18 protein-coding genes, 1 tRNA gene and 3 rRNA genes are annotated in these 26,028 nt (G+C 40.2%); 11 read left to right on the forward strand and 11 right to left on the reverse strand.

The window, feature by feature from the left end; all coding sequences use genetic code 11:
* The first annotated feature begins 112 nt into the window (after positions 1 to 112).
* Positions 113 to 688, forward strand: coding sequence for a Uma2 family endonuclease (locus ACLLO5_RS06200; protein ID WP_413174610.1), 576 nt, complete (start codon positions 113 to 115; stop codon positions 686 to 688).
* Between the two features lie 510 nt (positions 689 to 1,198).
* On the opposite strand, the gene ACLLO5_RS06205 is transcribed toward ACLLO5_RS06200, so the two are convergent.
* Positions 1,199 to 1,283, reverse strand: a tRNA-Ser gene (locus tag ACLLO5_RS06205).
* Between the two features lie 57 nt (positions 1,284 to 1,340).
* Entirely contained in the window at positions 1,341 to 2,267 is a 927-nt protein-coding gene (locus ACLLO5_RS06210) for a TIGR04168 family protein (protein ID WP_413174611.1), read from the reverse strand.
* Between the two features lie 313 nt (positions 2,268 to 2,580).
* Here ACLLO5_RS06210 and nadA point away from each other — a divergent pair, with 313 nt between their 5' ends.
* A complete protein-coding gene (gene nadA, locus ACLLO5_RS06215; RefSeq protein WP_413174612.1) occupies positions 2,581 to 3,543 on the forward strand; it encodes a quinolinate synthase NadA in 963 nt (320 codons plus the stop codon).
* A 77-nt stretch (positions 3,544 to 3,620) separates the two neighbouring features.
* Here the strand turns inward: nadA and ACLLO5_RS06220 are convergent, their stop codons facing one another.
* The gene (locus tag ACLLO5_RS06220; RefSeq protein WP_413174613.1) at positions 3,621 to 4,526 is read right to left on the reverse strand and encodes a hypothetical protein; all 906 of its coding nucleotides are present in this window, start codon (positions 4,524 to 4,526) and stop codon (positions 3,621 to 3,623) included.
* 773 nt (positions 4,527 to 5,299) lie between these two features.
* Between ACLLO5_RS06220 and ACLLO5_RS06225 the strand changes: the two genes are divergently transcribed.
* Both ACLLO5_RS06225 and ACLLO5_RS06230 read left to right on the forward strand, forming a co-directional pair.
* A complete protein-coding gene (locus ACLLO5_RS06225; protein ID WP_413174614.1) occupies positions 5,300 to 7,024 on the forward strand; it encodes an ABC1 kinase family protein in 1,725 nt (574 codons plus the stop codon).
* Between the two features lie 23 nt (positions 7,025 to 7,047).
* Positions 7,048 to 7,422 (forward strand): hypothetical protein, encoded by a 375-nt coding sequence (locus ACLLO5_RS06230; RefSeq protein WP_413174615.1) that lies wholly within the window; start codon positions 7,048 to 7,050, stop codon positions 7,420 to 7,422.
* A 79-nt stretch (positions 7,423 to 7,501) separates the two neighbouring features.
* On the opposite strand, the gene ACLLO5_RS06235 is transcribed toward ACLLO5_RS06230, so the two are convergent.
* The 5 genes from ACLLO5_RS06235 to ACLLO5_RS06255 form a co-directional block, all read right to left on the reverse strand.
* The gene (locus ACLLO5_RS06235) at positions 7,502 to 8,434 is read right to left on the reverse strand and encodes an Npun_R2821/Npun_R2822 family protein (RefSeq protein WP_413174616.1); all 933 of its coding nucleotides are present in this window, start codon (positions 8,432 to 8,434) and stop codon (positions 7,502 to 7,504) included.
* A gap of 12 nt (positions 8,435 to 8,446) precedes the next feature.
* Positions 8,447 to 9,445, reverse strand: a complete 999-nt coding sequence (locus tag ACLLO5_RS06240; protein ID WP_413174617.1) for an Npun_R2821/Npun_R2822 family protein — start codon at positions 9,443 to 9,445, stop codon at positions 8,447 to 8,449.
* Between the two features lie 36 nt (positions 9,446 to 9,481).
* On the reverse strand, positions 9,482 to 10,438 hold the full coding sequence (locus ACLLO5_RS06245) for a glycosyltransferase family 10 domain-containing protein (protein ID WP_413174618.1): 957 nt from the start codon (positions 10,436 to 10,438) through the stop codon (positions 9,482 to 9,484).
* 61 nt (positions 10,439 to 10,499) lie between these two features.
* Positions 10,500 to 12,749, reverse strand: coding sequence for an ATP-binding cassette domain-containing protein (locus ACLLO5_RS06250; RefSeq protein ID WP_413174619.1), 2,250 nt, complete (start codon positions 12,747 to 12,749; stop codon positions 10,500 to 10,502).
* Between the two features lie 76 nt (positions 12,750 to 12,825).
* Positions 12,826 to 13,998: a glycosyltransferase family 4 protein gene (locus tag ACLLO5_RS06255; RefSeq protein WP_413174620.1), complete on the reverse strand. Its 1,173-nt coding sequence runs from the start codon at positions 13,996 to 13,998 to the stop codon at positions 12,826 to 12,828.
* Positions 13,999 to 14,298: 300 nt separating this feature from the next.
* On the opposite strand from ACLLO5_RS06255, the gene gloB reads away from it, so the two are divergent.
* From gloB to dnaB, 3 genes are all read left to right on the forward strand, one after another.
* Positions 14,299 to 15,072: a hydroxyacylglutathione hydrolase gene (gene gloB / locus ACLLO5_RS06260; protein WP_413174621.1), complete on the forward strand. Its 774-nt coding sequence runs from the start codon at positions 14,299 to 14,301 to the stop codon at positions 15,070 to 15,072.
* Positions 15,073 to 15,247: 175 nt separating this feature from the next.
* Positions 15,248 to 15,706 carry a 50S ribosomal protein L9 gene (rplI, locus tag ACLLO5_RS06265; protein ID WP_413174622.1) on the forward strand — a complete coding sequence of 153 codons (459 nt, stop codon included), beginning with the start codon at positions 15,248 to 15,250 and terminating at the stop codon, positions 15,704 to 15,706.
* Positions 15,707 to 15,850: 144 nt separating this feature from the next.
* Positions 15,851 to 17,941: a replicative DNA helicase gene (gene dnaB / locus ACLLO5_RS06270; RefSeq protein WP_413174623.1), complete on the forward strand. Its 2,091-nt coding sequence runs from the start codon at positions 15,851 to 15,853 to the stop codon at positions 17,939 to 17,941.
* A gap of 64 nt (positions 17,942 to 18,005) precedes the next feature.
* Here dnaB and ACLLO5_RS06275 read toward each other — a convergent pair whose 3' ends face one another.
* Both ACLLO5_RS06275 and ACLLO5_RS06280 read right to left on the reverse strand, forming a co-directional pair.
* Complete coding sequence (locus ACLLO5_RS06275; protein WP_413174624.1) at positions 18,006 to 18,536, reverse strand: FKBP-type peptidyl-prolyl cis-trans isomerase; 531 nt, start codon at positions 18,534 to 18,536, stop codon at positions 18,006 to 18,008.
* A 79-nt stretch (positions 18,537 to 18,615) separates the two neighbouring features.
* Positions 18,616 to 18,939 carry a phasin family protein gene (locus tag ACLLO5_RS06280; RefSeq protein ID WP_413174625.1) on the reverse strand — a complete coding sequence of 108 codons (324 nt, stop codon included), beginning with the start codon at positions 18,937 to 18,939 and terminating at the stop codon, positions 18,616 to 18,618.
* A 490-nt stretch (positions 18,940 to 19,429) separates the two neighbouring features.
* On the opposite strand from ACLLO5_RS06280, the gene ACLLO5_RS06285 reads away from it, so the two are divergent.
* The 3 genes from ACLLO5_RS06285 (at position 19,430) to rrf (ending at position 24,199) form a co-directional block, all read left to right on the forward strand.
* A 16S ribosomal RNA gene (locus ACLLO5_RS06285) occupies positions 19,430 to 20,912 on the forward strand.
* A 292-nt stretch (positions 20,913 to 21,204) separates the two neighbouring features.
* Positions 21,205 to 24,027: ribosomal RNA gene (locus ACLLO5_RS06290) — 23S ribosomal RNA — on the forward strand.
* Between the two features lie 54 nt (positions 24,028 to 24,081).
* Positions 24,082 to 24,199: ribosomal RNA gene (gene rrf / locus ACLLO5_RS06295) — 5S ribosomal RNA — on the forward strand.
* Together the 16S, 23S and 5S rRNA genes form the textbook arrangement of a ribosomal RNA operon.
* A gap of 331 nt (positions 24,200 to 24,530) precedes the next feature.
* On the opposite strand, the gene ACLLO5_RS06300 is transcribed toward rrf, so the two are convergent.
* Complete coding sequence (locus ACLLO5_RS06300) at positions 24,531 to 25,730, reverse strand: IS4 family transposase (RefSeq protein WP_413174626.1); 1,200 nt, start codon at positions 25,728 to 25,730, stop codon at positions 24,531 to 24,533.
* A gap of 116 nt (positions 25,731 to 25,846) precedes the next feature.
* Between ACLLO5_RS06300 and ACLLO5_RS06305 the strand changes: the two genes are divergently transcribed.
* The gene (locus ACLLO5_RS06305; protein ID WP_413174627.1) at positions 25,847 to 26,002 is read left to right on the forward strand and encodes a hypothetical protein; all 156 of its coding nucleotides are present in this window, start codon (positions 25,847 to 25,849) and stop codon (positions 26,000 to 26,002) included.
* Positions 26,003 to 26,028 lie beyond the last annotated feature (26 nt).

The following is a 26,028-nucleotide window of genomic DNA, read 5'->3' on the forward strand; positions in this document are numbered from 1 at the left end:
GTTTCAAACAAAAAGCAGAGCCTTTAAAATTCGTTCCCATACAGAGTATGGGAACTAGGAAATTAGGTTGTAAATAACAACCCCTGTAAAACTAACTCACTGGGTTATTTGTATGGTGATTACTCCTTTGACATTAAACTTAAATAGTGTTGATCTCACTGATGAACAATTTTATCAACTATGTCAAAAAAACAGCGATTTAAAATTTGAACGCACAGCAAAGGGAGAATTAATAATTATGCCACCGGTGGGGGGAGAAAGCGGAAATCGAGAGGCAGAATGTATTATAGATTTAGGTATTTGGAATCGTCAAACAAAATTGGGTTATACTTTTAGTTCTTCGACTATATTTAAATTACCAAATGGTGCTGATCGCTCTCCTGATGCTGCTTGGATTAAAAAAGAACGTTGGGAAGCATTAACCCCGGAAGAACGACGCAAATTTCCTCCCATTGCACCGGATTTTGTGATTGAATTAAGATCAGCAACGGATAATTTAGAAAATCTGCATTCTAAAATACAAGAATATATGGATGCAGGGGTAAAATTAGCATGGTTGATCAATCCTCAACAGCAACAGGTAGAAATTTATCGTTTAGGAAAGAATGTAGAATTACGAAATTTGCCGACTGAGTTATTAGGTGAAGAGATATTACCTGGGTTTATTTTGAGTTTAGATCGTTATTAAACATCAGGGGAAAATTAAATGTCCGTGATTTAAGACCCTTGTAGAAACATTGCATGGAATGTCTCTACAACTCGGATATGTCTATTAGTTTGATGGTATTTTAATTTGCTGTTAACTGAGTTAAATAATCATCCATAATTGTTGGTAATTGGGAGATGTGTTAATTCATATCTTGACTTTTAAACTAAATTTAACTTTTGGTTAACTAACTTGATTTTAAAAATAGCAAATTCATTATTATACTAGAGATATTTAATTAATATCACTCTGGAAGTGATTATGAGTAATAGGCAAGTATTAAATGAACGTTACGACATCTCGTAGTGGTACACCCCCTCCTTCTTTGGTTGCAAACCCTATTATTTGTGCTGATGATTCTGATTTGTTGAAAGCTGCCTAATTTTATTGCTGGATTTTGGGGGTTGTTTTTCGTATTCTTTATACCCCCTGAACGCTTACCATTACTCTTCTCTGAGACTCTGCACCTGTGCTTGAGCTAAAAATTTTGAACGGAGAGGGGGAGATTCGAACTCCCGGAAGCTTTCACTTCACCTGATTTCAAGTCAGGCGCAATCGACCACTCTGCCACCTCTCCAAATTACCTGTCAGGATGTTGAACACAAAAACTGACAGATAACATCATAACCTATAATTACACAGATGACACCACTGGAGTAGAAGAATTATAAAAAATTTCTTCTGATACCACCTGGAAGTCATTACTCACCCAAACAGCAGAAGCCTTTGTCACCACACTCCCTTCTAGGGAAACTAGGGAAAAATTCCGTAATTTTACGCCATTTGTTTCGATAATTCGCGGTACATTGGCTGCATTCAAGTAGATTATCCCCTCTGGACTTCTAAACACAGCCCTTCTTGGCAACTTCTTAGTATGACGGAGGGTGCGGTGCATGTGACCAAAGGTAACTAAAGGTATGGTTTTTCCTGTGTTGAGACATAAAGAAATGGCTTCGGCTAAGTCTGGATCACCGAAATCACCACCTACAGGATGCCAATCTTTCCCACAGGGGTCTTCTGGGCGATCGCCTAAACCACTCGGTCCATTATGTCCCAAAAAGATAATATTCTCACAGGCGGCACTTTTCACCACCTGAAAGATTTTCTCGGCTGACTCTTCCAAGCAGGAAACACCATAGCGTTCTGCACAGATATCCGCAAATCTCCACTCGTGGCCACCCCAGCTAAAAGGACGACCTCCCACCACTGTTAAATTCCACTCTGGGAAATCTAACTTGCTGTAACTAACATGGGCAACACCTAATAAATCTAGTTGTTTTTGTACCCAGTCTTCCTTCGTTCTGTCGTAGGGACACTTTTTTCTTCCCCATTCAGTGGCTGTATACCAAGCATCATGGTTTCCCATTACGGCAGCTTTCGGAATGTCCAGAGAAGCGATCGCCCGCACCACCTCTACCGACTCATTCCCAAAATCTCCCACAAACAACACTAAATCAACACCCAAATGCTTGAGTGCTAAACCATCTTCTACTTCCCATTGGTCGTGAACATCGCCAACTACAGCAATTTTGAGAGTTAATTGAGTTTTTTGACTGGTCATGCCACTTTAAAAAGCCATATATCTCCAGGATATGAAACTCCGCTGAATTTGCACATTAATTACGAACATAAATGTTCTTTTATTTTTGGTAAAAACTACTATAATTGAATCAAGGAATACAGAAGTTTAGGACTTCCGTAGTTAAAAATTTTATACGTTCTTAGAAGAACTTAAATTCTAGCTACCAATCAGGAAGCAATTTTCATATTGGTGGGGATTTGCTATTGCAAAACCTCTACTTCTGCAAATCCGACAACTCCCGGATTCTTCAACTCACCAAATCATTATTTACAGCTAAAAGCAACTTCTAACTGTGTTTACAACTACACTTGCTCAAAAACCAGGTACACTACCACTAGATTTATTTACCGCCATTGAGGATTTAAAGCAGGAACTCAACGCGGTCATATTGGCGCATTATTATCAAGACCCAGATATTCAAGATATCGCCGACTTTATTGGCGATTCATTACAACTGGCAAAGGCAGCAGCCCAAACTAACGCCGATGTTATTGTATTTGCTGGTGTTCACTTTATGGCCGAAACCGCAAAGATTCTTAACCCTGACAAATTAGTATTGTTACCAGATTTAAACGCGGGTTGTTCTTTAGCAGACAGTTGTCCTCCTGATGAATTTGCAGCTTTCAAAGCCGCACATCCTGATCATCTGGTAATTTCCTATATTAACTGCTCTGCGGAAATTAAAGCCATGAGCGATATTATCTGCACCAGTTCCAACGCGGTCAAAATTGTGCAGCAAATACCCAAAGAACAGCCCATCATTTTTGCCCCCGATAAAAATTTGGGACGGTATGTAATCCAGCAAACTGGACGGGATATGTTGTTATGGCAAGGTAGCTGCATAGTTCATGAAACCTTTTCCGAAAAGAAAATCATCCAGTTAAAAACCATACATCCTGAAGCGGAGGCGATCGCCCACCCAGAATGTGAAACCAGCGTTCTACGCCACGCCAGCTATATCGGTTCTACAGCAGCCTTACTCAATTATTGTCAAAAAAGCCCTACACAAGAATTCATTGTTGCTACAGAGCCAGGTATCATCCACCAGATGCAAAAACTTGCACCTCACAAACACTTTATTCCTGCTCCACCGGAGAATAACTGTAACTGTAATGAATGTCCATTCATGCGTTTAAATACTCTAGAAAAGCTGTATTTAGCCATGAAAAATCGTACCCCCGAAATTACTATGTCAGAGGAAATTCGAGTTGCAGCACTCCGTCCCATGCAACGGATGTTAGAAATGAGTGTTTAATTAAAATTACAAACTTAGTAGAGATTTTTATCAATTGTCTCTACTAAGACTTTGATATGCACTAAATTTTTTAATTGTTAATTTTCCGCAGTAGTTGATTTGCTTTTTTCTGCTTCTTTTTGTGCTGCTTCACTATATTCCTTGTATAATTTAGTTCTAATTTGCGCCTCTTGATAACGGCTGTGATCAGCAGGAACTTGATTCATTAAATCAGAAGCCCGTTGCCATCTAGCAGCTAATTCCCACCACTGAGTTGAGGTGATAGCAACTTTACCGGCAGCAGTAGCTTGGTTAGCTAGTCTGACAGCATCTGCAAAGGCATCATTTGATGGATTTGCAGAACTTTTATGATCATTAGAAGATGATACTGGTGATTTAATTTTGTTTGTTGTTTGCAAAGATGGTGAAACATCCAAAGGCAATAAATTCTTAAGTGCTGTTCCTAAAGGAGAATCAACTTGACCAACAAATACAACAAGTATGCCTAACCCAGTGGCTGCTACTAACACTTTTTTAACTGAAATTTTTTGTTTATATTTGTTAGTTAGTAAAGGTTGGGATTTAGGTAAAATTGGTTTTCCGTATTCAGTATAAACTGTTTTTAAATCTTGAATTAATTGCTTGACAAGACCAGGCTGAGAGAGAGTAATTTCCTGTGACCACAGTAATTGGTTAGCGCGATCGCGATTAATTTCCTCCAACCATAATAATTGTTCTTCCCTGACGATTCGACAGTTAATATTGACCGTGCGAATATTACGGGGTGCAGTTGAATCAAGAATTTGCTGAATTTCTTGCACCAAGGTAGATTGATCCAGTTGCTCTTCCGTAGCCGCCTCACACAAAAGTTGTAAGACACCATCGGCGAAAATAGCTCTAGTTCTGACACCAGAGATAACTAGTTTTTCGTTCAACAGTTGAATAATTGCCGCAACACTACCTTGGCGAGCTTGCCAAGCGATATCGTTTATTCTATCTACCATTGGAGATTTCGTGATAGCTCTTACACCCTGACCTGTTAACTGATTCATTAAGTTAGGACACTGTTCTTACAAACTTTACCTAGTTTAAAATTGTATGGGTAAATAGAATAAGTTGCCAGGTAAAATTATAAACAAATTGGTATCATCTTAGTCTATGATTTCCAGGTGTGAATGCAAGATGTTCTAATTTTGAAGTATTACAGCATAATAACTTCAGCATAAATGATATTGTTCGCGAATAAAAATTCTTATACTCTATATAGCAATTATTACCTACTACAGGTTGGCGTAAATAAACATACCATTCTCAATCGCTAAAAAGCTTACTCCATACTACTTTTGACTTCCGCCTTGCGGTACTAGCTTGTAAATAACCTAATTAGATACTACCACTAGCTATGGTTCTCATTAGATTAATTTTATGTATTAAAATTTACCACATTAAAAGTAATTGCAGAAGATAATGCAGGGTATAATGCTAAAATCAAAATATTAAGAAAATATAAAATAGTCCACTAATGAGATAAGATTTTGTACTTTTATAAAGTATAATTAAGAAAAAGATAAAGAACTCTAGGCAGTAAAGTTCAGCTAAGTTTGCCTTATTTATTACCTAGAATATCTAGAAATAAGTAAAGCGTAATTCTTTCTTGTAGCTAAAACAGAAAGAAGCTCATTACTCCACCTAAAAATCTTGAATATCAACCAGCTTGTAGCTCAAAAAACAAGCGACCAAAATTGTAAAGTTCCCAGTTGAAGAGGCAAATAAAGGCGTGGGTCAGTATCAACCTGCTCAACTACAGCAGTATAATCCAGACGCGATCGCTCGTTACTATCGTTACCGTCCCTGGTTAGCTTGGGGCAGACTATTGAGAATAATCTTCTCTTTTGCAAGCTTTATACTCAGTCTCAAGTGGGATGAATGGCAAAATCAAGTTGAGCAGAATCAGGGAAAACGAGCTACCCAATTACGAGAACTGCTCACCCACCTTGGACCCACCTTCATCAAAGTTGGTCAAGCCCTCTCCACCCGGCCTGACTTGATCCGCAAAGACTTTTTAGCAGAACTGGTGAAGTTGCAAGACCAGTTACCACCCTTCGACCATAATTTAGCGCAACATATCATTGAAACGGAACTAGAACGATCCATTGACGAGATATTTAGCGAACTATCACCCAGACCTGTAGCAGCAGCTAGTTTGGGTCAAGTATATCGAGGTCGTCTCATCAGTGGTGAAGAAGTCGCAGTCAAAGTACAACGCCCAAACCTGCGTCCGGTCATTACACGGGATCTGTATTTAATGCGTTGGGCTGCCAGTTGGCTAACTCCTTGGCTTCCCCTCAACCTCGGCCACGATTTGACATTAATTGTCGATGAATTTGGCACAAAACTATTTGAAGAAATTGATTACATCAATGAAGGTCGTAACGCAGAAAAATTTGCTACCAACTTCCGCGACGACCCCCAAGTCAAAGTTCCGTCTATCTATTGGCGTTATACCAGTACCCGAGTTTTAACCCTAGAATGGATTAACGGCTTTAAACTTACAGACACGCAAAGCATCCGCCAAGCAGGTTTAGATCCCGAAACAATCATCCAAATCGGAGTCACCTCTGGTTTACAACAACTGTTAGAACATGGCTTCTTCCATGCCGACCCCCATCCAGGTAATTTATTTGCCGTTACCGATGGTCGCATGGCTTACATCGACTTTGGCATGATGGATCAGCTAGAAGAAACTACTAAAGAAACATTGGTAGATGCCTTAGTACATCTTGTCAACAAAGATTACACCGACTTAGCCGAAGACTTTGTAAAACTTGGTTTTCTCGCTCCAGATACCAATATTGCCCCCATTGTTCCAGCATTAGAAGCTGTATTGGGAAATGCGATCGGTAAAAACGTCAAGGATTTTAACTTCAAAACCATCACCGATGAATTTTCGGAATTGATGTATGAATATCCCTTCCGAGTTCCCGCCAAATTTGCCCTAATTATTCGTTCCTTAGTGACACAGGAAGGTATTGCTCTTAGCCTCAACCCCAATTTTAAAATCGTAGAAATAGGTTATCCCTACATAGCACGACGGTTGTTAACAGGAGAATCTCCGGCATTAAGACGGCGCTTACTCAATGTGTTATTTAAAGATGGTAGATTCCAATGGCAGAGATTAGAGAATTTAATTTCCATCGCGCGCACTGATGGGGACTTTGATGTTTTACCGACAGCGAAAATGGGATTACAATTCCTACTATCTGAAGAAGGTAAATTTCTCCGTCGTCAGTTGGTGCTTGCCCTAACTGAAGATGATCGTTTGCACACCGACGAAGTACAACGACTCTGGAACTTAGTCAAAGATGACCTACCACCAAATCGCTTATTAGATGTAGCGGTCGGGATTTTGACAGAGTTATCTAGAGAAGGTGTAGCGGCTATTCTGCCAAAAGCTACTTCTCTGATTTCCTTTACTAATAACCAATCACCAAGTAAAAATTAATTTAATAACAATCAGGATTTTTCATGTACTATTACCCTCTCCAACCACCTTACATCTTACTTTTGGTGGGATTTCTCACAGCATTAACTTCTGGTCTAGCCTTATCTGGCACTTTGCAAGTAATTGTCCAGAAATGGCCAAGTGTTAACAAAGAACCTATAAAATCTAGTTCCTCCTTAAAACAATTGTTAGTACCATTTATTGGTATTACTGTAGGTGTTTGTTTATTTATGTCTTCTGGGTTAGAAATATTTGGCTTTCCCTCTCCTCTAGCTTTAGGTGTGGGTTTACCGCTGAGTTTACTAACTTGTTTATTTGTTTGGTTACAGTTGGGAAGTTTGCTGGAATTTGTCAGCAGTCGAGGAATGCAATCTCTCGATTTAGATTCTTGGTCTTAAGCACCATTGATACAGGTGAAGATGCAGATTTTAGGAAGTGCTTTTTATTTGATAACTTCCTAAATCTACACTATGATGCTTACGACTTGGGTTTAATTTGGCGTAATTGATTTTTCATATTATCTAAGGTTTGCTGCCATTTACTTTTCTGCACAGGTGCGGGTATAGCTGCGGTTGGTAAGGCTGGATTCAGATTTCGATAATATTCCCAAGTTTCCCAATAGGGACAACCTGGTTGAATTCTAATACCAGCCCAGTGAAGATATTGTAAAGGTTGATTTACTGTTGGATCAAATAGGACATTTCCTTGAGTTTGAAAATGAGAAGTTCCCGCCCAATTTCCTGGTGCTTTACCTTCTCGACGCACAATATTAAAACGGTGGGGAATTCGCTTTAATAACATATAGTTAATAATTGGTTGATCTGAAGTTTTTTCAGAAAAATCAAAATATTCTGTGTTCGCTGCACATTCAGTAAAGATTTCATACAATTCTGTTTCGGAAATTAAGTTTTTCTTAGATCCCCAAAAACCACCGTTAAATATTTCTTTAACTTCATTTTCAGTAAATACTTTATCTTCTATAACTTGGGGACTAAAAACGTTTTTGATCCCTCCTAAATGTTGATAATCACAACAAATGAAATCGGCGGTTTTTAAATAGTTAAGATTATCAATGATTTTTTCAAAGACAACAATATCAGTGTCAATATATAAAAACTCATCAAAGGGTCCAAACCAGCAAGCTTGTTTACGAAATTGATTAGGACGCGCGAAAAACTGACCTCCGAAAGTTTCGTATAATTTTTGGGAAAGACGGTCGATAAAATCTAAGTCTTCATAGACTTTCACTCCATAATTGTGACTGAGAGTATCTGCAATATTGTGATAATTATCATCGTAAGGAATCATGACGATAGGGGTATCAGCATCATGCAATCGGATACTATTGAGTAGTGCGATCGCTTGATCTGTTACTTTGTCATTAGCAATAATATAAATTCCCCTGTTCATGAGTATAATCCTCTATTGTTTAGCTAATCCTAACTTTTTTATAATTCGCGTACCTAAACTCGGAGAAGCATCATAAGGTTTTGGTTTAGTTGTAAATTTCGGTTTTTGTTCTGGTGTATGTAAATAGCGATAGTGCAAAAAAATATCCCGGTACGGGAAATCTATATTTTCACCAGCACAAACTCGACTAAATAGTTTGGAAGATAAACCTATATAATGCAAATAAGTGAGTCTGTTACCCTTGTCATATAGAATTTGATCTCTATTTTCAAAGTGCAGGGAAGTTACACAGCAACCTGTGGCGTTTTTTTCAGGTAAGCTGAGAGCTAAATTATAGCTAGAAATGCCCAATCGCATTACCATATAATTGAGAATTGTTTGGTCAGGAGCCATATCATAGAGAACTTCTGCTTCTCCCTGACGCAAGTAATTCAATAAAATTTCTCGCTGTTGATCAGGAAATATATCTTTTTTAGAACCATAAAAACCAGAACAAAAAATTTCTGTTTGCAATCTTTCTGGGGTAAATAATTCCTTTAATTTAGTTGATGATAGGCTGTAAACATGAGATAAATCTTTAAATTGAAAATCATATACTACCCAATCATAGTGATTTAGCTGAGTAAAAATATGGTCTAATGGACTCATTAATACAGTATCAGCATCCATATAAACAAAGCGATCAAAAGGCGCATCAAAAGCACAATAACGGCGATGAGTTCCCACTCGATGATATTTACTACTACCTATTTTTTGCCAATGTGTTTGAGCGGTAGGATGGATATCCCAAATTTCTTTGACAAATTTATCCCATTTTTGCATGGAATCTTTGTTGTCATAGAGTGTTACATGAGGACGATTAGCAAGTTCAGCAGCAATTTTGGCTGTATTTTCATCATAAGGATAGATACATACAGGCATTGTTTGACCATAAATCACCTCTATGCTGTTGAGTAGGGCAATGAGTTGGTCGTAGACATAATCATTAGCGAGGGTACAAATACCATTCATATATCAATCAATTCTCAAAATGTACATCTAGCGGAATTAAGAAAATTGGGTCACAAATTCTGATAACCAGTTGAGTAAATTGAGTTTGTGTAAGATAATTTGTCTAGCTTCTGCGATCGCATCCTTGGCAGCATACCAAGCATCAGAAGTAGAAGTCATTTCTTGAATATAAGCAATGCCTTTTTCATCTAAGCTGGGTAATCTTAAAAAACTACCTGGTGGTAATAGTTTATCTGCTGCCGATCCACCATAGTAAATTGGCAAACACCAAGCTAGTAAACTATCCCACAGTTTTTCACTCACATACCAATCATTTGCTGCATAGTTTTCAATTGCTAAATTATAGTAGTATGGTGTCATGCCGTACCATTTGTTATTAAGTTCTCCTGAAGTTTTTACCCATTTTTGTAACCCACGTCCATAGAAATCAATTTGCATACTACTAGCTTGTAAAGATTGCAAAAAGTCCAAACGCTGGCGATGGTTGGCAGTACGGTTAATTCCTGAAGTAATCCAACTACAAGTTGCAACTTTTTCTGGACATGGCATTTCATTTAAATCTTTAAAAGAGTTAGAGTGATACCAAATCGCTGGCATATAATCGGGAGTAGGAGCAAAATCATCAGGTCCAGAAATATAACCACAATATTTTTCAGCCTGTTGATAATTACGTTTATTTATTTCTACAACTTCCTCTAAAGGCGGTTCTCGCAATAAATAAATAATCCTTTCTTTGCTGACACCACGTAGTAAGTTATCAATATTAAATTCTGGTTGTTTTTGCTTTTTTCGTACCCGATCTAACACAGATAATTGTTGTACAGGTTGAGGAAAATCGAACTGATACATTAGTAAAAAATCAGGTTTTTCTGCTAACGCTTGCATTTGGATATTACCCCAAGTGCCAAATGGATGAGGCGTTTGTTGCCATAGCCAGTCTGCTCTAGATTCCAGAGCGCCATAGCTACTAATCATACCTACTGTTTTGATCATGTTTTTAGAAGTTTTTGTAAAATTAATATGAAATCAAGCTTTATCTTAAAATGATGAAATTTCATATTTTAATACTATCTTCAAATTTTTGTAAATTTCCAAGCAGATAAATAACAGATTCATAAGCTTCTGTTAGTAATTGACTTTGAAAATCATCGTTGTTTGTCACATGATCAGTAACTGTACGAAGACACGCGAGTGTTGGATTTAGACCAGATCGAAATTCATCAAATATACAACTCAATTTTTGATAATAGCCAGTAATGCTGCTGTGATTCTGCTCGGCAATTGTAACTAATTGTCCTTTAATTTGTCGATTAATTACATCTTCAAAAACATCGACAGTGTTGAGAATTCTCCATGCTGCTTTATAAGATTGTTCAAGTAATTCTTGACGTTCTTGAGCATCGTCTACAAAATTATCCATTAATAATTGTAGCAATCCAATTAATGAATTTAGTTGGGTGCGAATTTCATAAGATATGCGGAGTAAGCTTTGGTTACGCTTGCTAGAAGTATCAGTGTTGTTAGCAAATTGCATTGAATACAAGTGAGCATAGTAACCACCTTTTTGAAGTAGTTCTTCATGGTTGCCAACTTCTACTACTCTTCCTTGATCTAAGACGGCAATTTGATCAGCTTTGCGGACTGTGGAAAGGCGGTGAGCGATTACTAAGGTAGTACGATCGCGACTCAGTTCATCGAGTGCAGATTGTACCAACCGTTCGGAAACAGTATCTAAGGCGCTGGTAGCTTCATCCAAAATCAGGATTTCGGGGTTTTGCAGCAGTGCGCGTGCGATCGCTAATCTTTGTTTTTGTCCACCGGATAACATTACACCGCGATCGCCTATCATAGTGTCAAACTGCTCAGGTAGTTTACTAATAAATTCATAGGCATTAGCCAGCTTTGCTGCTTTGATAATTTCTGATTCTGTCGCCTCTGGTTTAGAATAAGCTATGTTATACCGCACCGAATCATTAAAAAGAAAAGTATCTTGACTAACAATTCCCATATTTTTTCGTACAGATGCCAAATCAAAATCTCGCAAATCTATGCCATCAAAAGTAATACAACCACTTGTTGGATCGTAAAATCTTGGTAACAGGTCTGCCAATGTAGATTTACCGGCACCTGAACTACCAACTAATGCTAGAGTTGTACCACAACGTAAATATAAATCGACCTCTTTAAGCACCTCTTTGTTACTGTTTGTATAGCCAAAAGAAATAGATTGAAAATGCACTCCCTGTTTTAATTTTTTGTAGGGAAGTTTGCCATTACCCATAAAAGGCTTATCATCTAGCCTTAAAAACTGATTCACCATATCTACACTGGCAGCAGTACTAGCAAAGTTACTGCGAAGACCATTTAGCTGAGAAACTAGTGGTAACAATCGCAATAATACCAGTAAATACGTCAGCAGTACCGTAGAAATTGCCGTAACCTGTGCAGCAAATAAAGTTTTACTTAAAATTACAATCATCAATAGACAAGCAATTCCTAGAACTTCACTTAATGGTGCAATTATTTGTGAATTTGCCTGATCTAAAAAATCTGCTTGCTCACGAATTTTAATTAAGTTTTTTATGCGGTTATATTCTTTTTCTTCATTACCTGTGGACTTAACTAATCTGATTCCATTTAAAACTTCCAAAACAGCTATTGAATAACCTTTAGAAGCTGTACTAAGTTGTTTCCCAAATTTTCTAGCCCTATTAATAAAATACTGATTAACTAGGGTTACTAATAGCATTAAAGCCGTTGCTGCAATGGTTAATTGCCAAGAAATTGACAACAATAAACTAACAAAAACTAGAATTGTAATTGATAAAGTAATTAATTTAATAGTATTATTAATAACAGTAGATGCACGACTTATTTCTCCACCTAGACGATTTATTAAATCGCCAACTTTCATTGTGGTGTAATAATCTATATCCACTTTTAACAACATACTAATTCCCGCTTCCCGCATATCGGAAGTTATCATCCGGGTTAGAGAACTAGATGTTAACGAACCAGCATAAGTAGCTAAATTTTTCAAAGCAATTATGGCTAAAATTGCCCCAGACATCACTCCAATTCGATAACTTTCAGCTACACCATCAAATGGATTGAGCATGAATCTTAAAATACCAGGAGCGCCTTGTAAATCTACTGTTTGTCCCACTATTTTTAAAATTACTGGAACAATTAAAGCTGTACTTACACCATTAAATAAAGCTCCAGAAAATCCTAATAATATTGTTAGTAAAATTAACTTTGAATAAGGTTTAGAAAATCTTAGTAGTATCTTTCTGGTAGACATTGGGGTTTATTACATGACAAGAAAGTTTGTTCAACAAAAAATAATTAATTGGCAATTAATTATCATTTAAAATTAATCACAACTCGCTAATAACAGATTCTAGAATATTAGACATCGAATTGATACTATATTTTTCTACACATCTTTCTCTAGCTTTTACTGCACGTTGATTAGCCGCATCTAAGTCTTGAAATATCAATTTTATTTTTTCGGCAATTTGTTCAGGTGACTCAGGCTCAACTAAATAACCAGTTTCACCTAAAATTTCAGGAATATCTCCCACACGGGTTGCTAATATCGGTTTAGCCATTGCCATCCCATCGGTTAATTTTAATGGAAATTGAGCTAAAGCGGCTGGTGTATTTTTTTGGGGAACAACCACAATATGTGCTGCTGCAACAATTTTAGGCATTTCTGATGGTGGATATTTTGGTAATTTTATAATCCAACGTCCCCATTTTTCTGAAAGTTGAGCATCATAATCATCATAAGGACTACCTCCCACAATTACTAGTTTTATATCTGGTTCATTGATAAGTTCAAGAGCTAATAATACGTCTTCAACACCTTTATATGGTCTAGGAGCGCCTGGAAACATTAAAATTCTATATCCAGATAAACCATAGAAGATCCTACTTTTTTCTGGATCATAGTAATTGGGATTAAAAAGTTCTGTGTCTTTGCCATTAGGTAAATATATACCACCAAATTTATCCTGTAAAAATTTAGTATGTATTGTAATAGCATTCGCTTTTTTGGTCATGCCTTCCACCATCTTTAAATAGAATGGATGATCTGGCTGTCTTAATGCTCCATCTGATTTAAAAATATCACGATAAAGTTGTTTAAAAGAAGCTTTATACTTCCAGTTTTCACCTCCATACCAACTCAGTTCCCAATCGTCTATATCTAAAATTATTGGTTGATTAGTTTTTAATTTTCGTAATAGTGCTAGACCAAAAGTTGTAGGCTTGGGTCTCATAGCATAAATAATATCACCATCAATTTTTTTTAAAAGCTGAGAAGCTGACATCAAGAATTTTGGATAATTATAGCCAATAAACTGATTGATTCTAATTTCTGATTGAGGAATTACAGTTGCTTCTTCACCAAAGAGAAATCCTAAAATTTCTACTTGATAATTAAGTTTTTGTAGTGATTGTGCTAACAGAAAGGAACGAACCGATCCTCCTCCCCATCTTCCTGCTCCAGCACTAGATAGATCGCTCACAAGGATAGAAATTTTCAATTTGGATCTTTTCTCCTGCCACTACAAATTTTTTGATATATTGGGAAATGTGCTTCTAATTAGCTATAAGTAGTTGAAAATTGTAATATAGTCTCTATTTGCAGATCCCATAAAACTGGCGTATGAGTAATATTCCATACCATGAAAAGTATGATTTTATATTATCATACCAGCTATCTTTTGATATTTACTGAAAAAAATCAGTGATTATTCTCAATATTGTATAAAATAAAGTGTTTAGTATACAAAAAACGGTATTAAATATTACTTTAATTGCGTATAAATAACGGAGGTTAAGTAATGCACGTTATCCGTCTGTCAGCACTTTCTGACAACTATATATTTCTGTTATATGATTCACAACAAGATATTGCTGTAGTGGTTGATCCGGCTGAGTCTGAACCAGTTTTAAAGCAGTTGCAGCAAATAAAAGCTAAGTTAGTAGCAATTTTTAATACACATCATCATCATGATCATGTAGGTGCAAATCAACAGCTGATACAGGCATATCCTGAATTAAAGGTTTATGGTGGAATTGAGGATAAAGGTAGAATTCCTGGACAGCAGGTGTTTTTGCAAGAAGGCGATCGCATCCCATTTGCTAATCGGACAGCAGAAGTATTCTTTGTTCCTGGACATACTCGCGCTCATATCGCTTACTACTTTCCACCAGTAACAACAGGTGAAACAGGAGAATTATTTTGCGGTGATACCCTATTTGCTGGTGGTTGTGGTCGCTTGTTTGAAGGGACACCAGCCCAAATGGTAAACTCCTTGAGTAAACTGCGAGCTTTACCTGACAATACCCGTGTTTGGTGCGCCCACGAATATACTTTAAATAATTTAAGCTTCGCCTTGACTGTGGATAGAGATAACCAAGAGTTACAAAAGCGTTATGAAGAAGTAACAGCTATGCGTAAACGCCAAGAAGCCACAGTTCCTTCATTACTCGAAATAGAAAAGCGTACAAATCCCTTTTTGCGTTGGGATCAACCTTCATTACAGTTAGCTGCACAAAGTAACGAAGCAGTACAAACATTTGCCCAAATTCGCAGCATGAAAGATAAATTTTAGCGATCGCTTCATTTCATTATCACTGTCATCTTGCCCTATTGCGATCGCTCCCCCTAATTAGCTACAATCTTTAGTCTTTGGGGTATAAGCAAACTCGCTTAAGGTCAAGCTACACTTTTGTAAGCTATCCTGCTGACACCCAATTTAATGAGATTTTACAGGAAAAACAAAAACAATGGCGAAACGAGTGCAGTTAGTTTTAACAAAAGATGTCAGCAAGCTGGGCAAATCCGGCGACTTAGTAGACGTAGCACCAGGCTATGCTCGTAATTATCTAATTCCCCAGAGTTTAGCCACTCATGCTACACCTGGTATTCTCAGACAAGTAGAACGCCGTCGTGAACAAGAACGTCAACGGCAATTAGAACTTAGACAACAAGCACTAGAACAAAAAGCAGCCTTGGAAAAAGTCAGTAGCTTGAAAATTGCCAAGCCAGTTGGTGAAAACGAAGCTATTTTTGGTACAGTCACCACCCAAGACGTAGCAGAAGCAATTCAAGCAGCCACCAGTCAAGAAATCGATCGGCGTGGTATTACCATTCCTGATATTAACCACCTGGGTACATACAAAGCCGAAATTAAGCTGCACTCTGAAGTAACAGCAGAAATTAACATCGAAGTAGTTGCCAGTTAAGTTAGGTAACAGGTGACAGGTGACAGGGAAGAGGGAGATGGGGTGATAGAGAAAATAAAGTATCCCTTCTGCCTTTTGCCTTTTGCCTCCTAACCTGCAAATTACCTGAATATTTAAAACCTGCTTACCAATCCAAAATCGCTTATGGCTGAAGAACTTAGTTTTCAAGGAGATGGTAGTAACCGCCTACCACCCCAAAATATCGAAGTAGAAGAAGCCATATTGGGGGGTATTTTACTAGATCCAGAAGCTATCAGTCGAATACGCGATCGCCTAGTACCCGAAGCCTTTTATATTAACGCTCACAGAGACATCTATCAAGCCGCCCTTACCCTTCACGCCCAAAATAAACCCACAGATTTACTCTCCCTCACAAATTGGCTAACTGACAACGACAAATTAACCCGCATAGGTGGCAGGAATAAATTAGCCACATTAGTAGACCGCACAGTATCAGCAGTCAACATTGATGCCTTAGCAGGGCTAGTAATGGAAAAATACCTGCGACGGCAATTGATCAAAGCTGGCAACGAAATTGTACAACTTGGTTACGAAACAGAAACCGAATTACCCATCGTCCTCGACCAAGCAGAACAAAAAGTTTTTAGCGTTACTCAAGAAAAACCCCAATCAGGATTAGTTCACATTTCCGATACCCTCATTAACGCCTTCCAAGAAGTAGAAAGACGACATGAAGGCATCGCTTTACCCGGTATTCCCTGCGGTTTTTATGATTTAGATGGCTTGACAACTGGTTTTCAGCGTTCAGATTTAATTATCGTCGCGGCTAGACCTGCAATGGGGAAAACCGCATTTTGCTTGAACCTAGCGCACAATATCGCGGCTGGTTATAAATTACCAGTTGCCTTCTTCAGCTTAGAAATGTCCAAAGAACAATTAGTACAGCGACTATTAGCTAGTGAAGCACAAATTGAAAGTAGTTATTTACGAAGTGGACGCATCAGCCAAACCCAATGGGAACCTTTAAGTCGGGCAATTGGTATGCTCTCCGAAATGCCAATTTTTATTGATGACACTCCGAATATTACAGTTACACAAATGCGGAGTCAAGCTCGACGACTCCAGGCAGAACAGAATACAGAACTAGGATTAATAGTCATAGATTACTTGCAATTAATGGAAGGAGCCGGTGATAATCGTGTCCAAGAATTATCAAGAATTACCCGTTCTCTCAAAGGTTTAGCGCGGGAATTATCCGTTCCAGTAATTGCCTTATCTCAGTTAAGTCGCGGTGTAGAAGCACGCACTAATAAACGCCCAATGTTATCAGATTTAAGAGAATCTGGTTGTTTAACAGGTGATAGTCTAGTCACATTAGCAGATACTGGATTACAAGTACCAATTAAAGAATTAGTAGGTCAATCTGGTTTTGCAGTTTGGGGACTGAATGAAAACACAATGCAGTTAGAAAGGGCAATTGTCAGCAATGCCTTTTCTACAGGTGTGAAACCAGTATTTACATTAACAACTAGACTAGGACGAAAAATTAGGGCAACAGCTAATCACAAATTCCTCACAATTCATGGTTGGAAAAGACTTGATGAATTAAATCCTCAACAACATCTGTGTTTACCAAGACATTTACCTAGTTCTGGTCAACAAACCAATTTATTTATTCAAAAAGTTGGAGCAGTAGGAGAATACAAACGAAAATCATTACAAGAAATCTCTGAACACCTTGAAAATTGCATTCATAACCCTAACCGAGATGTAATCCCCAAAGAAGTTTGGAAAACACAAGTTGTACCTGCGATGCAAACTCTTGGTATGACAACACGAGAAATACAATCACACCTGGGACAATCCTATTGTGGCTCTACACTTTACAAGGCAAATTTAAGTCGAGAAAGAGCATTAAAAGTTGCCAATATTGTTGAATCAAGTGAGTTACTTACTCTTGCCAACAGTGATGTATATTGGGATGAAATTGTGGCAATCATACCTGATGAAGAACAGGAAGTATTCGACTTAACAGTTCCTCATTTGCATAATTTTATAGCTAATAACATCATTGTTCACAATTCAATTGAACAAGACGCAGATTTAGTAATCATGCTTTACCGTGATGAATATTACTCACCAGACACCCCAGACCGGGGAATAGCAGAAGTTATTATCGCTAAACACCGCAACGGACCTACAGGAACTGTAAAACTTTTATTTGACCCACAATTTACAAAATTTAAAAACCTAGCTAGACCAAATAATTATTAATTTAATAGCATATTGTCAATAGGGAATTGGGAATGGGTTTTTCCTAATCCCAATTTCCCCATCACTACTTAATCCCCAACAATTCCACATCAAAAATCAAAGTAGCATTGGGTGGAATGACACCACCAGCACCTCTAGCACCATAACCCAACTCTGAAGGGATAATCAACTGACGGCGATCGCCCACTTTCATCGTACTCAGACCTTCATCCCAACCCTTGATTACCTGCCCTATACCAATTTTAAAACTGAAGGGTTGGCCGCGATCACGTGAACTATCAAACTTAGTACCATCTTCTAAAGTACCAGTATAGTGAACCACAACCGTTTGTCCCCGTTCAGGAGTAGCCGTTCCCTCCCCTTTATTTAATTCAATATACTTCAGTCCAGAGGGAGTAGTTACAACATTCGTTTCCGACATAATAGTATTGCTCGCTATCAGAGAATTATTTTCAGCAATTGCAGTAGTCTCTACTGATGGTGTTTGAATCAACTTAGCCGCAACAGCAGTATCCTGTTTACTACCCATTTGCGTTAACACCAAAGCCACAACACACACCAGCATCAACACCACGCTCAGTAAAATTCCTTTCAAAATCAGCCCTCCCTATGTAGGTAGCTTGGTAATCAGATTACCGATAGGACAGAAATAAGTTTAAATCACAATAGATATCCTAACGCCAAAGCTTATTTTCCAAATCGCGCACCTGACGCTCCAGACGGTCAATTCTACCCCGCAATTCATCCACTTCTGACTGACGAGCAACCCCCAAATCCTGCATCATATTTCGCATCTGTCGTTGCATCTGCACTTCCCAATTACCTTGCTCCGACTTTAACTGCTGCACAATATCATCCATAACTACTTTGGCTTGCTCAGGATTGAGCTTACCATCCTTGACAAGCTCATCACTGACTTGTTTTAGTTTATCTGCTACCAAAGAAGTTGTGCCGATACCCAGCATCATTAGCTGTTCCAACCAATTATTGCTATCCATACTCCCTTCCTGTTAATTGTTTCTAGTTAGTGAATCTAGACTCCTGAACCCACCCCATAAGACCATGTTGAAAGCTTAGTGATTCTAGCTTACAGATATATTTTGGCAAATTTGGCAACACGAAGAAATCAAAGGTTCGCAAGCAAAAGCAAAACCCCACATCCAGCCTAGAGTCTATATAAGGATAATCAGATTCTATAATTGAGATGTCATCTCTTGTTTGACAAGGGTTTCAGCATTTTTCACGGCTGATGCTCCAGCCGTCCCAAAAAAAGTTTAAAAAAACGCTTGACAAAAAAGAGAAAGAGTTGATATATTAATTGAGGTGAAGGGCAAGCGCCCCAACTACTGAACCGCGAAAAGATAATACTTTGAAAGAATAGAGACGACCATTCCTCGTCAAAAATATTTGAGAATCGAGACCCTGGAAAGAGAAGTAGAGGGTTGAGAGAATCGAAAAGAAATAATAGAGCTAAAAAACAAACTTAACAAAACGGAGAGTTTGATCCTGGCTCAGGATGAACGCTGGCGGTATGCTTAACACATGCAAGTCGAACGGAATCTTTAGGGATTTAGTGGCGGACGGGTGAGTAACGCGTGAGAATTTGGCTTCAGGTCGGGGACAACCACTGGAAACGGTGGCTAATACCGGATATGCCGGAAGGTGAAAGGCTTGCTGCCTGAAGATAAGCTCGCGTCTGATTAGCTAGTTGGTGGGGTAAGAGCCTACCAAGGCGACGATCAGTAGCTGGTCTGAGAGGATGATCAGCCACACTGGGACTGAGACACGCCCAGACTCCTACGGGAGGCAGCAGTGGGGAATTTTCCGCAATGGGCGAAAGCCTGACGGAGCAATACCGCGTGAGGGAGGAAGGCTCTTGGGTCGTAAACCTCTTTTCTCAGGGAAGAAAAAAATGATGCCTGAGGAATAAGCATCGGCTAACTCCGTGCCAGCAGCCGCGGTAATACGGAGGATGCAAGCGTTATCCGGAATGATTGGGCGTAAAAAGGGTCGCAGGTGGTACTGTAAGTCTGCTGTTAAAGAGCAAGGCTCAACCTTGTAAAAGCGGTGGAAACTACAGAACTAGAGTGCGTTCGGGGCAGAAGGAATTCCTGGTGTAGCGGTGAAATGCGTAGATATCAGGAAGAACAGGTGGCGAAAGCGTTCTGCTAGGCGCAACTGACACTGAGGGACGAAAGCTAGGGGAGCGAATGGGATTAGATACCCCAGTAGTCCTAGCCGTAAACGATGGATACTAGGCGTGGCTTGTATCGACCCGAGCCGTGCCGGAGCTAACGCGTTAAGTATCCCGCCTGGGGAGTACGCACGCAAGTGTGAAACTCAAAGGAATTGACGGGGGCCCGCACAAGCGGTGGAGTATGTGGTTTAATTCGATGCAACGCGAAGAACCTTACCAAGACTTGACATGTCGCGAATTTCGGTGAAAGCTGAAAGTGCCTTCGGGAGCGCGAACACAGGTGGTGCATGGCTGTCGTCAGCTCGTGTCGTGAGATGTTGGGTTAAGTCCCGCAACGAGCGCAACCCTCGTTTTTAGTTGCCAGCATTAAGTTGGGCACTCTAGAGAGACTTGAGTGACAAACCGGAGGAAGGTGAGGATGACGTCAAGTCAGCATGCCCCTTACGTTTTGGGCTACACACGTACTACAATGCTACGGACAAAGGGCAGCAAGCTAGCGATAGCAAGCAAATCTCATAAACCGTAGCTCAGTTCAGATCGAAGGCTGCAACTCGCCTTCGTGAAGGAGGAATCGCTAGTAATTGCAGGTCAGCATACTGCAGTGAATTCGTTCCCGGGGCCTTGTACACACCGCCCGTCACACCATGGAAGTTGGTCACGCCCGAAGTCATTACCCCAACCGAAAGGAGGGGGATGCCTAAGGTAGGACTGGTGACTGGGGTGAAGTCGTAACAAGGTAGCCGTACCGGAAGGTGTGGCTGGATCACCTCCTTTTTAGGGAGACCTAATCCATTTAGAAATCGAACACATTCTGTCATTAGATTCTGAATTGGTCTATCCTAGGTCGGTCGAGAATTGGTTGAAAACTTTCAAAGTATTATCTTGGTTTGGTTCATAACCTAAGAATAAAAAAGTGGAAAAATTCAGCAACTGTAGTCAGAGAGTACAGACTGCTGGATTAGAGTCCAGTCAGAACCTTGAAAACTGCATAGTAACGCGAAAAAAAGCAGGCAGACACAGACATTCGAGAGGATGAAAGTGAAAGCAAGTCGAACCAAAGAAAAGTGGTCAAGCTAATAAGGGCTAATGGTGGATACCTAGGCACACAGAGGCGAAGAAGGACGTGGTTACCGACGAAATGCTCCGGGGAGTTGGAAGCAAACTATGAGCCGGAGATGTCCGAATGGGGCAACCCCAAGTACAGCCTGTTGAATATATAGACAGGTATGAGCCAACCCAGCGAATTGAAACATCTTAGTAGCTGGAGGAAGAGAAATCAAACTAGAGATTCCCTAAGTAGTGGTGAGCGAAAGGGGAAGAGCCTAAACCAATTGGTTTACTGATTGGGGTAGTGGGACAGCAATAACGAATCTAGAGACTAGACGAAGCAGCTAAATACTGCACCAGAGGGGGTGAAAGTCCTGTAGTCGAAAGTTAAAGGATAGGAGCTGAATCCCGAGTAGCATGGGGCACGAGGAATCCCATGTGAATCAGCGAGCACCACCTCGTAAGGCTAAATACTACTGTGTGACCGATAGTGAACAAGTACCGCGAGGGAAAGGTGAAAAGAACCCCGGAAGGGGAGTGAAATAGAACATGAAACCATTAGCTTACAAGCAGTGGGAGTCCGATTAAACGGATGACCGCGTGCCTGTTGAAGAATGAGTAAGCGACTTATAGGCACTGGTAGGTTAAAGCGAGAATGCTGAGCCAAAGGGAAACCGAGTCTGAAGAGGGCGATAATCAGTGTTTATAGACCCGAACCCTGGTGATCTAACCATGGTCAGGATGAAGCTTGGGTAACACCAAGTGGAGGTCCGAACCGACCGATGTTGAAAAATCGGCGGATGAACTGTGGTTAGGGGTGAAATGCCAATCGAACCAGAGCTAGCTGGTTCTCCCCGAAATGTGTTTAGGCGCAGCGGTAATGATTAAATCTGGGGGTAAAGCACTGTTTCGGTGCGGGCTGGGAGACCAAATACCAAATCGAGGCAAACTCAGAATACCCAGAGAACACATTGCCAGTGAGACAGTGGGGGATAAGCTTCATTGTCAAGAGGGAAACAGCCCAGACCACCAGCTAAGGCCCCCAAATCATCACTAAGTGATAAAGGAGGTGAGATTGCACAGACAACTAGGAGGTTTGCCTAGAAGCAGCCACCCTTGAAAGAGTGCGTAATAGCTCACTAGTCAAGCGATCTTGCGCCGAAAATGAACGGGGCTAAGTGATGTACCGAAGCTGTGGACTTAGATTAATCTAAGTGGTAGGGGAGCGTTCCGTGGTAGGGAGAAGCAGTAGCGGCAAGCAGCTGTGGAGAAACGGAAGTGAGAATGTCGGCTTGAGTAGCGCAAATGTATGTGAGAATCATACACCCCGAAACCCTAAGGGTTCCAGAGCCAGGTTCGTCCACTCTGGGTTAGTCGGGTCCTAAGGCGAGCCGAACGGCGTAGTCGATGGACACAGGGTCAATAATCCCTGACTATTATGTGGGAGCATGACTAGGGACGCATGAAAGATAGCCATACCCTGATTGGTTTGGGAGACCGTTACGACGGTCGAGTGGTGAAGGATAGTGCCAAGAAAAGCTAGTTATGCGATGAAAGCATAGTACCCGTACCCGAAACCGACACAGGTAGGGAGGTTGAGTATACCAAGGGGCGCGAGATAACTCTCTCTAAGGAACTCGGCAAAATGGCCCCGTAACTTCGGAAGAAGGGTGCCACCTTAGACGTGGGTCGCAGTGAAGAGATCCAGGCGACTGTTTACCAAAAACACAGGTCTCCGCAAACTCGTAAGAGGACGTATGGGGGCTGACGCCTGCCCAGTGCCGGAAGGTTAAGGAAGTCGGTCAGCGTAAGTGAAGCTGGCGACCGAAGCCCCGGTGAACGGCGCCGTAACTATAACTCCATAAGGTAGCGAAATTCCTTGTCGGGTAAGTTCCGACCCGCACGAAAGGCGTAACGATCTGGATGGTGTCTCAGAGAGAGACTCGGCGAAATAGGAATGTCTGTGAAGATACGGACTGCCTGCACCTGGACAGAAAGACCCTATGAAGCTTTACTGTAGCCTGGAATTGTGTTCGGGCTTCGCTTGCGCAGGATAGGTGGGAAGCGATGAAGTATTCCTTGTGGGGAATATGGAGCTAACGGTGAGATACCACTCTGGCGAAGCTAGAATTCTAACTCATCTCCGTCAGCCGGAGAGAGGACAGTTTCAGGTGGGCAGTTTGACTGGGGCGGTCGCCTCCTAAAAAGTAACGGAGGCGCGCAAAGGTTCCCTCAGCACGCTTGGAAACCGTGCGGCGAGTGTAAAGGCATAAAGGGAGCTTGACTGCAAGACCGACAAGTCGAGCAGGTACGAAAAAGTAGCCTTAGTGATCCGACGGCGCAGAGTGGAATGGCCGTCGCTCAACGGATAAAAGTTACTCTAGGGATAACAGGCTGATCTCCCCAAGAGTCCACATCGACGGGGAGGTTTTAGACCTCGATGTCGGCTCATCGCAACCTGGGGCGGAAGTACGTCCCAAGGGTTGGGCTGTTCGCCCATTAAAGCGGTACGTGAGCTGGGTTCAGAACGTCGTGAGACAGTTCTTATCCATATCCGGTGCAGGCGTAAGAGCATTGAGAGAGAGCCTTCCTTAGTACGAGAGGACCGGGAAGGACGCACCGCTGGTGTACCAGTTATCGTACCAACGGTAAACGCTGGGTAGCCAAGTGCGGAGCGGATAACCGCTGAAAGCATCTAAGTGGGAAGCCCACCTCAAGATGAGTGCTCTCACTACATAAGTAGGTAAGGTCACGGGCAGAACACCCGTTCTTAGGCGGTAGGTGGAAGAAGTGCAGTAATGTATGCAGCCGAGCCGTGCTAATAGACCGAGGGCTTGACCTCTTTTCTTTTTCGCGTTACTTGCAGTCTTCAGGGTTTTGTTACCCAACAATTTTTCCTGGTGTTGATTGCGCGGTGGAACCACACTGATCCCTTCCCGAACTCAGAGGTGAAACGCTGCTGCGGCGACGATAGTCTGGGGGTAGCCCCACGCCAAAATAGCTCTATGCCAGGTCTATTACTTCTACAAATGCCTCCTCCTACAACATGAAGGGGGCTTTGTTTTTGGTTAGTAGCTTGCAACTCTCTTCCGTTACTTTTGACAGTGCAAAATTTAAAAGCTTTATTTAACAAGGGTTTTGGCAATTTATTAAGATTTAAAATGTTTGCCATATTTTGTTATTAATAAAATGCTCTGCTTAATTTAGCGTTTAATAATCATATCTTCTAAGTTTCAATCCCCTTGCGGGGAAAAGGTTATTAGAAACGAGGATGAGGAGTATCCATACAGAAGTGAACTAAAAGTGTTTCAATCCCCTTGCGGGGCTTAACGGGTGACAAGGTGGCTAAACAGCTTGTTTCATAAGGGATAGAGCCTGAAAGCCACGTTGAAAAAAGAGGCGTTTATGAGGCTTGAGATCGATTAAGTTCAGAGCTAAATCAGCCCATAATTCCATGCCATAAATCCAAAGTTGTCCGTAGAGAGAAAAGCTAAAATTACTCTGGCGTGGGTACTTGTCCTGATGTTGTTGAATACGTCCGGCATAAGTTTCTATATCTAGTTTTTTCATCCGTTGACCGTGCATAGTAGCCAAACTATAAGCAATGATAATCAATAATACTAAAGCTAAAAATCGTGTTTCATTGACTTTGGTATCCTCTAGATTATAACCACCAGTTTTACAATCCTTGAAGAATTGCTCAATTCCCCATCGGCATCTATAGAGGCATAAAGTTTGTTTCAAAGTTGGCAAATTCGTTAAAATATACCAAGGTTCTTTTGGTCCTTTATTTCGATATTTTCTCTTCCAATAAACAGCAATATTAAATAAGCCTAATTCATCGCCTTTACCACATTTGACTTTCTCATAAAAATTCGACATTCCCGGCTTAAATCCTTGATTTTTAAGAACTTTATATTCAAGTCCTGTTTGTTCTTGAAAATAGAGGTTTTTCTTCTGACGTAGAGCAAAGTACACTCCTTGCTCATCAAGCCATTTAGCCAGCTTTGGACTATGAAATTCTCTATCTGCTAACACCACAATTCGACATTTTTTTAACAACTTTATTGCCGTTTTTATCAATCTTTTTTGTATTTGTAAATTACTATTTCCGACATGATTTAATGTTTCCCAATATAGTGGTAAGGCATGAGTACCCCATACCAATGTCACCATAAATATATTTCGTCCTTTCCACTGTGTTCTATCCAGTGCTACCATCCAATAACCATATTTTCGATATTGTTTTTTCTGAAAATAACGACGCTGTTCTCGATTCAGTTGCTTTGGTTTTAACGATTGTCTAATCCAATATTTTATCAACGGAAACCATAATAATTTTACGCAGAGTTTCCCTATTGCTAAAAATCTTTGTAGATTGCGTTTCCTGCTTTCATATTGAATCGGTTGGGGAAATAAACTTGCCAATTTTGACAGTTTTACTTGGCGATGAGCTTGTATCAATAACAACAATATCTCCAATGTCAAATACTGCTGTTCACTCAAATGCTTTCTGAAAATTGTTTGATATGATTGTGGTAACATTTTGTTTTTTTGGGGGCTTCCTTGCCCCTATTTTTTTCCCCCTTATTTTCTCAAATTATTGCCACATCTCATCTTCAACCCCCTTGTCACCCGTTAAGGTGTTTTTGAGTAGTTTAATGGTAAGTTTGGTATGCGATCGCGCTTTACTGAAATTACTACGTGAGAGCGATCGCGATGTGATGTTCGCTCATCGAGATTCAGAAAGTATCAATTTTACAACTGGCAATAATTTGGATTTACCAACTCAGCAACGCAGAAATGCTGATGACTAAAATCGCTGTTTTCCTTAAATAACAAA

The organism is Anabaena azotica SJ-1 (genome assembly GCF_047275885.1).
Lineage (GTDB): Bacteria > Cyanobacteriota > Cyanobacteriia > Cyanobacteriales > Nostocaceae > Trichormus_B > Trichormus_B azotica_A.